This window comes from Sphingomonas kaistensis (assembly GCF_036884275.1).
In the GTDB taxonomy this organism is placed as follows: Bacteria; Pseudomonadota; Alphaproteobacteria; order Sphingomonadales; family Sphingomonadaceae; genus Sphingomicrobium; species Sphingomicrobium kaistense_A.
Map to the genome: position 1 here is coordinate 553,423 of NZ_CP145607.1, position 13,846 is coordinate 567,268.

Annotated in this window: 12 protein-coding genes; 7 read left to right on the forward strand and 5 right to left on the reverse strand. The window is 67.6% G+C overall.

What is annotated here, in order from left to right:
- Positions 1-132 precede the first annotated feature (132 nt).
- A complete protein-coding gene (locus V6R86_RS02540) occupies positions 133-1,077 on the forward strand; it encodes a hypothetical protein (protein ID WP_338501803.1) in 945 nt (314 codons plus the stop codon).
- 118 nt (positions 1,078-1,195) lie between these two features.
- Here V6R86_RS02540 and V6R86_RS02545 read toward each other — a convergent pair whose 3' ends face one another.
- Complete coding sequence (locus V6R86_RS02545) at positions 1,196-4,369, reverse strand: TonB-dependent receptor domain-containing protein (RefSeq protein ID WP_338501805.1); 3,174 nt, start codon at positions 4,367-4,369, stop codon at positions 1,196-1,198.
- Between the two features lie 202 nt (positions 4,370-4,571).
- On the opposite strand from V6R86_RS02545, the gene V6R86_RS02550 reads away from it, so the two are divergent.
- Positions 4,572-5,093, forward strand: coding sequence for a hypothetical protein (locus V6R86_RS02550; protein ID WP_338501807.1), 522 nt, complete (start codon positions 4,572-4,574; stop codon positions 5,091-5,093).
- Here the strand turns inward: V6R86_RS02550 and V6R86_RS02555 are convergent.
- Positions 5,090-5,296: a DUF2093 domain-containing protein gene (locus V6R86_RS02555; protein WP_338501809.1), complete on the reverse strand. Its 207-nt coding sequence runs from the start codon at positions 5,294-5,296 to the stop codon at positions 5,090-5,092. The two genes, V6R86_RS02550 and V6R86_RS02555, sit on opposite strands and share 4 nt — an antisense overlap.
- A 17-nt stretch (positions 5,297-5,313) precedes the next feature.
- A complete protein-coding gene (gene xseA / locus V6R86_RS02560; protein ID WP_338501811.1) occupies positions 5,314-6,696 on the reverse strand; it encodes an exodeoxyribonuclease VII large subunit in 1,383 nt (460 codons plus the stop codon).
- On the opposite strand from xseA, the gene purD reads away from it, so the two are divergent.
- The 5 genes from purD to V6R86_RS02585 all read left to right on the forward strand — a co-directional run bounded on the left by purD (position 6,695) and on the right by V6R86_RS02585 (position 10,480).
- A complete protein-coding gene (gene purD, locus V6R86_RS02565; protein WP_338505377.1) occupies positions 6,695-7,951 on the forward strand; it encodes a phosphoribosylamine--glycine ligase in 1,257 nt (418 codons plus the stop codon). The two genes, xseA and purD, sit on opposite strands and share 2 nt — an antisense overlap.
- Complete coding sequence (locus tag V6R86_RS02570; RefSeq protein WP_338501813.1) at positions 7,948-8,295, forward strand: hypothetical protein; 348 nt, start codon at positions 7,948-7,950, stop codon at positions 8,293-8,295. The genes purD and V6R86_RS02570 overlap by 4 nt, the downstream gene beginning before the upstream one ends.
- On the forward strand, positions 8,295-8,429 hold the full coding sequence (locus V6R86_RS02575) for a hypothetical protein (RefSeq protein ID WP_338501815.1): 135 nt from the start codon (positions 8,295-8,297) through the stop codon (positions 8,427-8,429). Before V6R86_RS02570 ends, V6R86_RS02575 begins: the two co-directional genes overlap by 1 nt.
- A complete protein-coding gene (locus tag V6R86_RS02580; RefSeq protein WP_338501817.1) occupies positions 8,422-9,012 on the forward strand; it encodes a hypothetical protein in 591 nt (196 codons plus the stop codon). Before V6R86_RS02575 ends, V6R86_RS02580 begins: the two co-directional genes overlap by 8 nt.
- A 295-nt stretch (positions 9,013-9,307) precedes the next feature.
- Positions 9,308-10,480 (forward strand): prephenate dehydratase domain-containing protein, encoded by a 1,173-nt coding sequence (locus V6R86_RS02585; RefSeq protein ID WP_338501819.1) that lies wholly within the window; start codon positions 9,308-9,310, stop codon positions 10,478-10,480.
- 69 nt (positions 10,481-10,549) lie between these two features.
- Here V6R86_RS02585 and V6R86_RS02590 read toward each other — a convergent pair whose 3' ends face one another.
- Both V6R86_RS02590 and thiL read right to left on the reverse strand, forming a co-directional pair.
- Positions 10,550-12,709 (reverse strand): sodium-translocating pyrophosphatase, encoded by a 2,160-nt coding sequence (locus tag V6R86_RS02590; protein ID WP_338501821.1) that lies wholly within the window; start codon positions 12,707-12,709, stop codon positions 10,550-10,552.
- A 141-nt stretch (positions 12,710-12,850) separates the two neighbouring features.
- Positions 12,851-13,786 (reverse strand): thiamine-phosphate kinase, encoded by a 936-nt coding sequence (thiL, locus tag V6R86_RS02595; protein WP_338501823.1) that lies wholly within the window; start codon positions 13,784-13,786, stop codon positions 12,851-12,853.
- Positions 13,787-13,846: the final 60 nt, after the last annotated feature.

Below are 13,846 nucleotides of genomic sequence, written 5' to 3' on the forward strand. Positions count from 1 at the left end.
GGTTGACGGTCAAGAAGCTTGCCGGGCGCGCCGAGCGGCGGCAGACCAGAAGCGATGGCTTCCCCTTGCCCACCCTTTGATCCGAGCGACGGTCGCTGGCTGGCGCATCGTTATGTCGAGGACCGGGACCACGTGCGCTTTCGCTGGTTCCCGCGGGACAGGCATCGCGCGATCACCTTTCTATCGGACGAGGAAGTCGGACCGGGCGATGCGCATGACCTGCCGCGAGCCGCGTTCCTGGCGACGGCGCAAGCCCACCCGCTGCCGCCGCCGTCGATGATCCTCCATTCGGCCTTTTGCTGCTCGACCCTGCTGCTTCGGAGCCTCGACCTGCCGGGGATTGCCTCGGGCTACAGCGAGCCCGTCGTGCTCAATGACATCGCGGGATTGGCGCTTCGCCGCGGCGATCCACGGCAGGTCGCAGCGGCGATGGACGCCGCCCTCCACGCGCTGGCGCGGCCGCTGCAGCCGGGGGAGCGCAGCGTGGTCAAGCCCAGCAATGTCGTGAACGCGCTTGCCCCGCTGATGCTGGCGCTGCGTCCCGACATGCGCTTGCTTCTGCTCTACGCCCCGCTGCCGACCTTTGTCGCGTCGATCGCGCGCAAGGAGATCGAAGGCCGTTTGTGGGTGCGCGAGCTGTTCTGGAAGCTGATGCGCCTTGGTCTGGTAAGCCGGTTCGAGCTTGGCGAGGAAGAGTTGTTCCGGCTGACCGATCTGCAGGTCGCCGCGCTAAGCTGGCTTGCCCAGCACGCGCTGTTCGCCGATCTTGCGGCCCGCCATCCGGCCAACGTTCGTTCGCTGGGCAGCGATCGGTTGATGGCCAGCCCTGCCGATGCGCTCGCCGCGCTGGGCACGCACTTCGGACTGGCGTTCGATGCCGACGCGGTCGCGGCCAGCCCCGCCTTTTCCTCGCACAGCAAGGACGGTCGTCCTTTCGATTCGGCCGCGCGTGCGGAAGAGGAAGCGAAGGGCGCGGCCTTGCACGCCCGCGAGATCGAGATCGTGCTGCGGTGGACCGAGCGGACCGCCCAGCATGCCGGCATCGACCTGAGGTTGCCGCAGCCGCTCTTGCCCTGAACGTCCGGGCGATCGGCGGGACGCGCCGACGACTTACTTCGCAGTTCAAAAGAAAACGGGCCCCGGTTTCCCGGAGCCCGCTTCCTTACCGGCCGCCCGAGAGCGGCCAGAGATTGGCTTAGAACTTGACGCGAGCGCCAACCGCGAAGCGGCGGCCCAGAGCGTCATAGCTCGACGGATAGGTGTTACCACCGTTGTAGGTCGTCGAGCCGACAGTGCCACCGACGACCGGGGGCTTCTTGTCGAAGATGTTCAGCGCAGTGACCGTGAACTGGAAGTTGTCGGTCACGTTGAAGCGCGTCGTCAGGTCGAAGTAGTTGTACGCCTTGATCGTGCGGAAACGCGTATCGATCAAGCAGGCACCGCCACCGTTGACGATCGCGTCACCCGCGTCGGTCTGGTAGTTCGGGCAACCCTGCTGCGCGGGCGGCAGGAGCACACCGGCGTCGTTGCGGTTGGCCGCTTCGGCCGCAGCGATGTCGGCAGCCAGCTGTGCCGGCTCGAGCTTCGCCTTGCTCTGGTAGCGCCACAGCAGCGAGACATCGACGGCGCCAAGGCCGAGGGTGGTGCGCTGCGTGAAGCTGTACTTCGGCTGGATCGAGCCGCAGTTCACCGAGTAGTAGCCGACGCACTCACGGTTGTCCGAAGTCGGGGTGGCCTGGAACTTGGAGCTCCGGGTCCAGTTGCCCCCGAACGACAGGTTCAGGCGAGCGGGCTGACCAAGGATCTGACCCAGAGTCATGCGGTAGTTCGCCGTGACGTCGACACCGTCCGTGCTGATGCGGCCGAGGTTCGACAGCGGCGAGAACAGACCGAAGGTCGTGTCCGGCGGACCGTCGAGGGCACCCGAAACCGGGTTACGGCGGATCACGGTGCAGGCATCCGTGGTCGCAGCGCCGGCCGGCGGGTTGGTCGGCGACGAGCCGAAGCAGGCCGCGATGAGATCGGCCGGGGTCGGCGAGCTGATCGCGTCGGTGATCTTGACGTTGTAATAGTCAATGGTCGCCGAGAAGTTGCGGAAGAAGCTCGGACGAACAACCGCACCGACCGTCCAGGTCTTGGCCTTTTCAGGCTGAACGAACGGGTTACCGCCGCCCGTCACGTTGGCCTGGCCAGCGGTCGGGTTGGTGATGGTGCCGATCGTCGCAGCCGGAGCGCCCTGAGCGATACAGATTGCGCGCAGGTTGGCGTTGGTCAGCGGAGCGGCGCCGGCGCACGGATCGGTGCCGAGGTTGGTCAGGCCGGTCGAGACCGGGCTGAACAGTTCGCCGATGTTCGGCGCGCGGACCGAACGCTGGTAGTTGCCGCGGAACTTGAGATCGTTGATCGGCTCCCAGCTGCCCGCGACCTTCCAGGTCGTGGTCTTGAACTTCGGATTGCCCGGCGCATCGACCGAGTAGGACGAACGACGGATACCGGCTTCAAGGGTCAGTTCGTTGAAGAACGGTCGGTCCGAAATGAGCGGCGCGATGACTTCGGCGAAGCCTTCGTAGACGTTGTAGCCACCCGTGATGTCGGGAGCCGCGCCGCCGGCGCCGCCGAGTTCGCCGGCCGTCTTGGCCAGCGCATCCGAACGCTGTTCAGCGCTGTAGTCGCGATATTCCGCACCGACGGCGAAGCCGATCGGCTCACTCGCGAACGGCGAGGTGAAGCCGACGTCGCCGTTGAGGGTGGCGCGAGCCTGCGACAGGGCGGTCGACACGACGGTGGTCGCATCGTCGCTGAGGAAGTCGAGCGCCTCAGCGGTGCCGAGGGTGCCCGGAGCGCCGAAGATGTTGATCGGAACGCAACCGTTGCTCGAGTCGAGGCACTGCGTGGTGCTGGTGGCGCGGATCGCCTGGCGAGCGCGGCTCAGCAGAACGTAGTTCTGGATCGAGCTGTTGTTGTCCGACTGACCGCGCGAACCGAAGATGTCGAAGCCGATGCGATCGGTGATGTCACCGCGCACACCGACCCGGAAGTCCCAGAGCTGCGTGTTATATTCCGAGACGCGCGGACCGACTTCCGGCGTACGACGACGCAGGCCGACGGTGAACTGACGGAAGTTGGGGTCCGTCGGCGACAGCGCGGTGGCCGCGGCCGAGCATTCGGCGGCAGTGATGGTCTGGTTGCCCGCGACGCCGGTGTTGAAGTCGGCGTTGGCGCAGAAGTAGCTGCGCTGGGCGGCCGACAGGAACGGGTTGCTGACCGGAACAGTGACGGTCGACGCGAACACGCCCGACGGTGCAATGATCGTCGAGACGGTGTTGTTGCTGTACAGACCGCGGCTGTAGACCGTCAGGTTGTCGGTGATGTCGAAGTGACCCGCAGCGTACATGTTGTAGCGCTTGAACGGCGTCTGGAAGACGTTGAACGGGTTGAAGTTGTAGGCCGAATAGAAGCTGCGGACGCCGAGACCGTCGGCAGTGACCTGCTGACGCGAACGGCCGCCACCGATGTCGAAGGCCGACGGGGTGGTGGTGGTCGAACCCTGGCCGGCGACGAACAGTTCGTCGTACGATTCGAGGGTCACCTGCGAGAAGGGACGATCGCCGCCGAAGTAGACCGGATCGCTTTCGATGTAGCCGAGGCTGAGGACCGCATTGCCGCGGCCGCCATCGAAGTTGGCGCCGATGGTGAGATCGGTGCGGATGACGTTGCCGTCGCCACGCTCGGTGATCTGGTTCGAACCCGACAGCTCCATGCCCGCGAAGTCGCTGCGGGTGATGAAGTTGACGACGCCCGACACGGCGTCGGCGCCGTAGGTCGACGATGCGCCGCCGGTCAGGACGTCAACGCGATCGACCAGCGACAGCGGGATGTTGTTGAGGTCGACCTGTCCGCCGAGGCCCGCCGGAACGATCCGGACGCCGTCGAGAAGGACGAGGTTGCGGTTGGAGCCGAGGCCGCGAAGGTTGACGAACGCCGCGCCGCCGCTGCCGTTGTTGACGTTGCTGCCGATCGACGGAACCGCGCCCGGAATGGTGCGGAGCACTTCTTCGGCGACGTTGGTCTGGCGGAGCTGGATTTCTTCCTGGCCGACCACGGTCACCGGCGCCGAAGCCACCAGGTTCGGGTTGCGGATCAGGGTGCCGGTGATGACGATGTCGTTCGACGACGTCGGCTCGGCAGCGCCGGCGGATTCGTTCGACTGAACGCCACCGGGCGTATTGGCGTCGTCGGCGGGCGCCGGCGGAAGGTTACCCTGCGTGTTGGTCGGCGTGGTCGACTGCGCAAAGGCCGGGTTCGCAAATGACAGGCCGGCGAGCACCGTCCCGGTCAGCAGCGCACCCTTTAAAATCGTCTTGGACATTCTGTTCCCCTTCACCGCACGCGCCGAATGCGCACGCACTGCTAAGCTTTAGGCGGGTCTTCCTATGAGACAGTGGAGTGACAAGGCAACGGAGTCGAAGGGCGACAGTCCCCTTTGGGCCAGAGTTGTGGCAGCAACGCCACAGCTTGGCAGGGGCCAACCACAGCCTATCCTGTGGCAGGAAATGCTTGGAGACGGGTTTATGCATTTGTTGGGCAAGGCGTTTATCGCACTGGCGCTGGTCGGGTCGGGCGCATCGGCACAGCCGGCGAGCCAGAACGGCGATGCACTGGCATCGCTCGCCGCGTGCCGCGCGATCAGCGATCCGGCGAGCAAACTGAGCTGTTACGATTCGACCGTCGGCGCGCTTCTGAAGGCGCGTGAAACGGGCGACGTGCAGGTCGTCAATCGCGGCGAGCTGCGCGAAGTTCGCCGCAATCTGTTCGGTTTCGGCCTCCCCAAGCTGCCGTTCTTCAAGGGCGATCAAAGCCAGAGCGAGGATGCCGATCGGCTGGAAACCAAGATCACCAGCTGGCGCTCGCTCGGTTATGGCAAATATCGGATCGTCGTCGAGGGCGGCGCGATTTGGGAAACCACCGAAGCGTCCGAAGCGATCGATCCGCCGGGCGCCGGTCAGCCGCTCAGCATCCGCAAGGGCTCGCTCGGCAGCTATGTGCTGCGGATCAACAATCAGCGCGGGGTGCGTGGGCGGCGGATAGGCTAGCCCCGGGCGCGCTCCTCGGCGGCGAGGCTGGCGGCGGCGTCGATGTAAGGCTCCTGCCGGGCGACGCTCCAGTAGCGCAGCGTGTCGAGCGGGATGCGCGCGCCGGTCACCGCGCAGCGCACATGATCGCCGTCCGAGAGCAGGCGAAAGGTGCCTGCCATGTAATGGATCCGGGCCTCCCGGCCGCTTCCCGCCATCAGCATCGGCGTCTTGGTCCTCTTTAATCGAACAAATTGGGTTGAGGCGGGGCATAGGGGCGCTTGGGGCTGCGCTCAACCTTGGGGGGTGGCGGCGGAGGGCCTTCGCCGGTGGTGGCCGCGACCTCCCCGTCCCCGAAACGGAGCAGCAGGCGTCCGGCCGCACGGGCATCGGCGGCATGGGTCAGGGTTCGGCCATCCGCTGCGGCCGTGACCCGGACGAAGCCGCGGCCGAGCGGGCGGTCGGGATGGACCAGCGGCAGCATCTTTGCCGACGCCTGAAGACGATCGCTCGCCCGCGCGAGCTTTTGCGCGAGGAGGTCGGGGCGCAGCCGCGAGGCGGTGAGGTTCATCAGCGCCTCGGCCTTGTGGGCGCGGGCGGCGAGACCGCGGGGAAGGCGCTCGGCGGTGTCGTCGAGCCGCTGCCGCTTGGGACCGAGCAGGGTGTCGGCGGCGGGCCAGCGCCCGGTGGTGAGTGCCAGCCGCTCGCGCGCGTCGCTGGCGCGCTTGCCGAGACAGCGGCGCTTGCGGGCGGAGAGTTCGTCGAGCAGCGCGAGCAGCTCGGCACGGACCGGCACCGCGATCTCGGCCGCGGCGGTGGGGGTCGGCGCGCGGAGGTCCGACGCGTGATCGATCAGGGTGGTGTCGGTTTCGTGCCCGACCGCGCTGATCAGGGGAATCGGCGATTCGGCGGCGGCCCGGACCACCTCTTCCTCGTTGAAGGCCCACAGATCCTCGATCGACCCGCCGCCGCGGGCGACGATGAGGAGGTCGGGGCGGGTTTCGTAAGAAGCAAAGCCGCGAATGGCGGCGGCGATCTTGGCGGCTGCACCGTCGCCCTGCACCGGCACCGGCCAGACGATAACCCGGGTCGGGCAGCGGTCGGCGAGGCGGTGGAGGATGTCGCGGATGACCGCGCCGGTCGGGCTGGTGATCACGCCGATGACCCGCGGCATGAACGGCAGCGACCGCTTGCGCGCGGCATCGAATAGCCCTTCGGCGGCGAGCGCTTTGCGGCGGCGTTCGAGCAACGCCATCAGCGCGCCCTCGCCCGCCAGCTCCATCCGCTCGACCACCAGCTGGTATTTGGAGCGCGCGGGATAGGTGGTCATCTTGGCGGTGGCGATGACCTCGGCGCCGTCCTCGGGCCGGAATGCGAGGCTGCCCGCTTGGCCGCGCCAGATCACCGCATCGATGCAGGCGGCATCGTCCTTCAGCGTGAAATAGCAATGGCCCGAGCTGTGCCGCTTCCAGCCGCTAATCTCGCCGCGCACGCGGATCCGGCCGAAGCGGTCTTCCACCGTGCGCTTAACCGCAGACGCCAAGTCGCCCACGCTCATCGCGGGTGAATTGTCGCCTTGGCTTCGCTCGGCTAGGAGCCCGGAGGGCATGTCGAACTCGGTCATCACTATCCTGCTATTGGGCTCCGGTGGGCGCGAGGATGCGCTGGCCTGGGGTCTACGGCAATCGCCGAGCTGCGGCGAGCTTCTTGCCGCGCCGGGCAATCCGGGGATTGCCCGCTGGGCGGAGTGCCTGGCGATCGATCCCACCGATCCGGAGAAGGTGGTGGCGCTGGCGCGGCAACGCAACGTCGGGCTGCTGGTCGTCGGTCCCGAAGCCCCGCTGGTCGCGGGCGTGGCCGACGCGTGCCGCGAGGCCGGCATTCCGGTGTTCGGGCCGTCGGCGGCGGCAGCGATGCTGGAGGGAAGCAAGGGCTTCACCAAGGATCTGTGCGCGGCCAACGGCATCCCGACCGCGCGCTTCGTGCGGCTGGAAGATACGGACGCGGCGCTGGAGGCGCTTGGCGAGTTCGGGCTGCCGGTGGTGATCAAGGCCGACGGCCTCGCCGCGGGCAAGGGCGTCACGGTCGCCGCGACCCGCGAGGAAGCCGAGCAGGCGGTCCGCGATCTCGGCGGCGCGCCGCTGGTAATCGAGGAATTTCTCGAAGGCGAGGAAGCCAGCCTGTTCGCGCTGGTCGATGGCGAGGAGGCCCTGTTTCTGGCCTCTGCGCAGGACCACAAGCGCGTCGGCGAGGGTAATGTCGGGCCTAACACCGGCGGCATGGGCGCCTATTCCCCGGCGCCCGTGCTGAGCGACGCGTTGCGTGATCGCGCGATGGCAGAGATCGTGGTTCCCACCGCAGCGGCGATGGTCCGCGCGGGAACGCCTTTCTCCGGGCTGCTTTATGCTGGCTTGATGCTGACCGACGAGGGCCCCAAGCTGATCGAATACAACGTCCGCTTCGGCGATCCCGAATGCGAAGCGATTGTGCCCCGATTGAAGGGCGACCTTGCCACGCTGCTGCTTAGCGTCGCCGAAGGACGGCTGGGCGAGGTTCAGCCCGAGCTGTCGGATGCGGTCAGCATGACGGTGATCGTCGCCGCCGCCGGCTATCCCGGCACGCCCAAGAAAGGCGGGCTGATCGACGGGATCGAGGCGGCCGAGCGGGTGCCGGGCGTCACCGTATTCCACGCGGGCACCGCGCGGCATGGGTCGGGCGCATTGCTGTCCGCCGGCGGCCGGGTGCTGGCGGTCACAGCACTGGGCGACACGCTCGCCGAAGCGCGGGCGCGGGCCTATCAGGGGGTGGACGCGATCGAATTCGCCGACGGCTTCCACCGCCGCGACATCGGCTGGCGCGAGCTGGAGCGGCAGGCATGAACCGCAAGGCGAAGCTCTGGCTCGGCGCGCTGGCCGCGATCGGAGTGGCCGAGCTGTGGCACGGCCCGGTCGGCGCCGCCAACGACGTGCGCACCGAGATGGAGCGCGAAGCGCGCAGCCTGCTCGATTATTACGAGCTGCCGCAGATCACCGCCAAGATGGACGATGCGCCGCTGACCCGGCGGATCATCCTCAACGGGCCTGCCGACGACTTCCAGCGCCGCGCGTTGGTCGAGCGGGTGGGTGAGATACCCGGCGTCGCCGAGGTCAGGTGGGATCCGGCGAGCCCGGTCATCAACAATTTCCCGCGGGCCAATGCCCCGGCAGCGGGAGGACCGCGCTGATGCTGGGCCTGCCCTTGTTCGTTGAAGCGGCGGTGCTGGGCCTGCTTGGCTACGGCCTCGGTCTCGTCATCGCCTATCTCGCCGAGCTTCACCGCCGGCGTCAGTCCAGAGGATGGAATGAGTGGAATGAGTGAACTGCTGAACGCTTATTGGCCGATGATCCTGGTCGCGGTAGCCCTTGGCCTGATCGTCGGCCTGGTCGTCTTCCGCCGTCCCAAGCAGCGCGTGACGCTGAGCAAGACCGATGCCCCGGTGCGCCCGCACATGGCGGCGACGCCGGCGGTCGAGCAGGAGCGTGCGGTACCCTCCCCCGCGGTGACCCCGCGCGCCGATCCCGTGCCCACCGCGGCGAAGGACGACAGCGATGGCGGCGGCGAAGGCGAGGATCTCGGCGACGAAATGGCGGCCGCGGCCAGCGACGTCATCGGCCAGGTGATCGGCGCGCCAGTGCATTCCAACCTGCCCGGCAGCCGCGGCGTTCCCGACGACCTCCAGCGGATGAAGGGCGTCGGCCCCAAGCTCGCCTCCATCCTCAACGACCGCGGCCTCGCCCGCTTCGACCAGATCGCCGCCCTGACGCCGGAAGAAGTGACCATGATCGACGCCGAGCTCGGCGCGTTCAAGGGCCGGCTGTCGCGCGACCGGGTGGTCGAGCAGGCGGCCTATCTCGCCCGCGGCGATCAGGCCGGATACGAGGCGGCATTCGGCAAGCTCTGAGCTTCCGGACAGTCTTTGAATTCGAAGAGGGCGGCCCGTTTGAGTCGCCCTTTTTTGTCACTCGGGTTATCGAAGCCGCTTGCATCGGTGCTGACGATCAGGCAGCTTTCGCCAATCGCGGCGAGGATCAGCTTCGTCGCGGACAAGGCCGTTCAGACTGCGATGCTTCGATTTCGGGTCTTTGTGAACTTTACCGGCCGGCATTCCTGCGGGGTGCCGGACTGTAAACTCATCAACCCGAGATAAATGCGCTTGAGCCCCGAACCGCGGGTGAAGCGCGGCGAGGCCAAGACCCATGAACAGCAATAGCCAACCCAACGTCAGTCCCCTTGCGTCCGCGATCAATGTGCTGCGCGGCGAGATTGACCGGATCGACGACCAGATCCTCCATCTTCTCGAGCAGCGGTACCGCCAAGTGAGCCGGATCGCCCGGGCCAAGGATGTCGGCACGAGCCGCACGCTGGCGCTGCGTCCGGCGCGCGAGCATCGCATCATCGAGCGGCTGAGCGCCAAGGCGCGGCACGTGCCGGCGGGCGATATCGGCCAGATCTGGCGCTCGGTGATGGCACTGAGCGCCCGGCACCAGCGCCCCTATCGCGTGCTGCTGTGCGGCCCCGAAAGTGCGCGCACGGCGCTCTCCACCCTGGCGGCGGCGCGGCATGGCGCGGCGATCCCCGCAACCTGGGCCCCGAGCGTCGAAGCGGCGCGGGCCGAAGCGCTGCGCGGCGAGGCGATCCTGATCGTCAGCGCCGAGGAAGAAGGCTGGCAGGAGTGCGCGGGGCTCGACCTGATCGGTCGCTATCCGACGGGTTGCGACGCGCATCCGTGGGCGCTCGAACTGGGTCGGGTCGAACGCTCGGCCGGTGACGCGGTCCCGCCGACGCCCGCGCCCGAATGGTCGGGCCGGGCGCTGGGCAAGGGCGTGGTGGCGTGCCTCGGCGGGCGGGGCAGCTTCTCGGAAGCGGCGTGTTTGAAGCTGCTGCCGGGGCATGAGCTGCTGCCGCTTGAGGATATGGACGCGGTACTGCGCGCGGTGCGCGAGGGAACGGCGGACCTGGCGGTGGTGCCGGTCGCCAACAGTCATGCGGGCTCGCTCGAGGAACATCGGCGGCTGCTTCACCATCCCGAACTGCGGATCATCGGCGAGCAGTTAATGGAGGTGCGCCAGCATCTGCTCGGCCAGCCGGGTGCAAACCTTGGCGACATCAGGCGGGTGTCGAGCCATCCGGCGGCGCTGGCGCAATGCGAAGCCTATCTGGCGAGGCAGCCGTGGGCGCGGATGGAAGCGGCGAGCACGGCGCTGGCGGCGGCGCAGGTGGCGGGCACGGGCGATCCCGCCTGGGCGGCGATCGGGAGCGAGGTGGCGGCGGAACTCCACGGCCTCGTCATTCTCGAACGCGACTTGCAGGGCGAGGCTGTCAACGAGACGCGCTTCGTGATCGTCGAACGGCGCGACAGCTACGCCTGAGGAGGGCCCACGAAAAAGCCCCGCCGGAGATGATCCGGCGGGGCCAATTCCCACGTCAGAAGGCGGTGATCAGCCGCCGTGCCCGGCCAGCGCCGCGAGGAGCAGCAGAGCGACGATGTTGGTGATCTTGATCATCGGATTGACCGCCGGGCCGGCGGTGTCCTTGTAGGGATCGCCGACCGTGTCACCGGTGACCGCGGCCTTGTGGGCTTCCGAGCCCTTGCCGCCGTAATTGCCGTCTTCGATATACTTCTTGGCATTGTCCCACGCGCCGCCGCCACTCGTCATCGAGATGGCGACGAACAGGCCCGAGACGATCACGCCGAGCAGCAGGGCGCCCAGCGCCGCGAAGCCCTGTTCCTTGCCGGCGACCCAGGCGATCAGGAAGTAGACCGCGATCGGCGTCAGCACCGGGAGCAGCGAGGGGATGATCATTTCCCGGATCGCGGCCTTGGTGACGAGGTCGACGGTGCGGGCGTAATTGGGGCGGCTGGTGCCGTCCATGATGCCCGGATTGTTGCGGAACTGGTCGCGGACGTCGAGCACGACGTTACCGGCGGCGCGGCCGACGGCGGTCATGCCCATCGCCCCGAACAGATAGGGCAACAGCGCGCCGAGCAACAGCCCGACCACGACATAGGGGTTGGACAGGCTGAAATCGACCGCATTGGCGCCGATGCCGAGGTCGGCCGAGAACTCCTTCAGGTCGGTGGTGTAGGCGCCGAACAGCACCAGCGCGGCGAGCGCGGCGGAGCCGATGGCATAGCCCTTGGTGACCGCCTTGGTCGTATTGCCCACCGCGTCGAGGGCGTCGGTGCGGGTACGGACCTCGTCCTCCATGTGCGCCATTTCGGCGATGCCGCCGGCGTTGTCGGTGACCGGGCCGTAGGCGTCCAAGGCGACGACCATGCCGGCCAGCGCCAGCATCGCGGTCGCCGCGAAAGCGATGCCGATCAGGCCGGCGAGAAGGTAGGAGGAGATAATCGCGACGCAGATCACGATCGTCGGCATGGCGGTCGATTCAAGGCTGATCGCGAGGCCCTGGATGACGTTGGTGCCGTGGCCGGTTTCCGACGCCTTGGCGATCGACTTGACCGGGCGATAGTTGGTGCCGGTGTAATATTCGGTGATCCAGACCAGGAGGCCGGTGACGGCCAGGCCGATCATCATGCACCAGAACAGGTCCATGCCGGTGAAGCCCGCGGTCTGCTCGGCGGTGGCGCCGGCGATGTCGGTGCCGGCCGCTTCCGGCCCGCCGATCACGGCGTTCAAGTCACCAAGCGCATAAGCGGTGGCGAAATAGATCAACGGGATCGACAGGATCGCCGTGGTCCAGAAGCCCTTGTAGAGCGCGCCCATGATCGACTGGCCCTTGCCCAGCCGAACCATGTAGGTGCCGATGATCGAGGTGATGATGCACACCCCGCCGACCAGCAGCGGGAGCGCCATCAGCGCGGTCAGCGCGGCGCCGGTGGTGTTCACCAGCAAAGCGGTCAGCACCATGGTGGCGCCGACGGTCACGACATAGGTTTCGAACAGATCGGCGGCCATGCCGGCACAGTCGCCGACGTTGTCGCCCACGTTGTCGGCGATCACGGCCGGGTTGCGGGGGTCGTCTTCGGGAATTCCGGCCTCGACCTTGCCGACCAGATCGGCGCCGACGTCGGCGGCCTTGGTGAAGATGCCGCCGCCCAGACGCGCGAAGATGGAGATGAGGCTGGCACCGAAGGCGAGCGCGACCAGCGCGTCGATCACGGTGCGGTCATCCGGCGCGCGGCCCTGGATGCCGACCAGCACGTAGAAGAAGGAGGCGATGGCCAGCAGCGCGAGGCCGGCGACCAGCATGCCGGTGATCGCGCCCGAGCGGAACGCGGTGGTGAGGCCCCCCTGGAGCGAGACCCGCGCGGCCTCGGCGGTACGGACATTGGCGCGGACCGAGATGTTCATCCCGATATAGCCCGCAACGCCCGACAGCAGCGCGCCGACCACGAAGCCGACTGCGGCGATCGTACCGAGGAACAGGAAGACGAGCACCGCGACGACCACGCCGACGATCCCGATGGTGGTGTACTGACGACCGAGATAGGCCTGCGCGCCTTCCTGGATGGCCGCGGCGATGTCCTGCATTTTCTGGTTGCCGGCCGGTTGCCGAAGCACCTGGCCAGAGGTGACGATGCCGTAAACTACTGCGAGCAGGCCGCAGCCTATCGCGATCAACACGAGTTCCATCGGTTCACAGTTCCCCATCCTGTTGTGGAGGGGAGTTTAGGGGGCGATTCGGGCCTGTCTAGCCGGGTCGGTCAGGTGAGCAAAAAGGCCGAAAGTCCGCCGGTCACGAGCCCGCACAGGGCAATGGCGAGGCGCCGGACGTCAGGATGGGTGATGCTCATAACCAAGGCGCTCCGGTAACGGGACTGGCCCGAAGTCGTCGGCGAGCGCGAAGGCCCCGTCCCCCGTCAACTCGCCGACACAGGCGATATTGACCGAGGTTCCTTTCAGGATCGTTAAAGGATCGAACGAGGGGGGAAGCGCGGCAAGCAGGGCATAATCGTCACCGCCCGTCGCCGCGAACAGCCGCGCGGCGCGGTGCTGCCCGCGCTCGGCGATGAAGGCCGGCGACAGCCGCAGCGCCGACAGATCGACGCGCAGTCCGCAGCCGCTGGCGGTGGCAAGCCGGCGGGCATCGAGCAGCAGACCGTCCGACACGTCCATCATCGCGGAGGCATGCGGAGCCAGCAAAGCGCCAACCGCGAGCAGGGGAATGGGGCGGCGATACGTGTCGACCAGAAGCCCGGTCGCGCCCGGATCGTCGGTCAGCAGCGCCAGCCCCGCCGCGCTGTCGCCGATCGGTCCGACCAGCCACAGCCGGTCCCCCACCTGTCCGCCGGTCCTGCTCGGCACGCTAGGCCCGGCCTTGCCGATCGCGGTGAGGCCGAGCACGCGCGGCGCCCCCTCCGGCAGCGCAACCGTGTCGCCGCCGAGCAAGGGCAGCTCGAAATGCTCGAAGATCTGGGCGAGGCCGGAAAGGAAGCGCTCTTCCCATTGATCGTCACCGCGCAACGTGAGCGACAACAGCGCGCCGGAGGGCACCGCGCCCTTGGCGGCAAGGTCGGACAGGTTCACTGCGCCCAGCTTCCACCCGACGCTTTCGGGCGGATCGGTGGGGAGATAATGGACGCCCTCGACGATGGTGTCGTGGGTCAGCACGAGATCGCCCAGCACCGCCACATCGTCCGCAAGACCGCGCGCGGCGGGATGCGTCGCGAGGTGCCGCAGGCGGGCGAGCAGGGTGGATTCGGACGACACGATGGCCTCGCATCGCAGAAATGCGGCTGCGATGCCAAATGAAGAATAACCTGCTCGAAT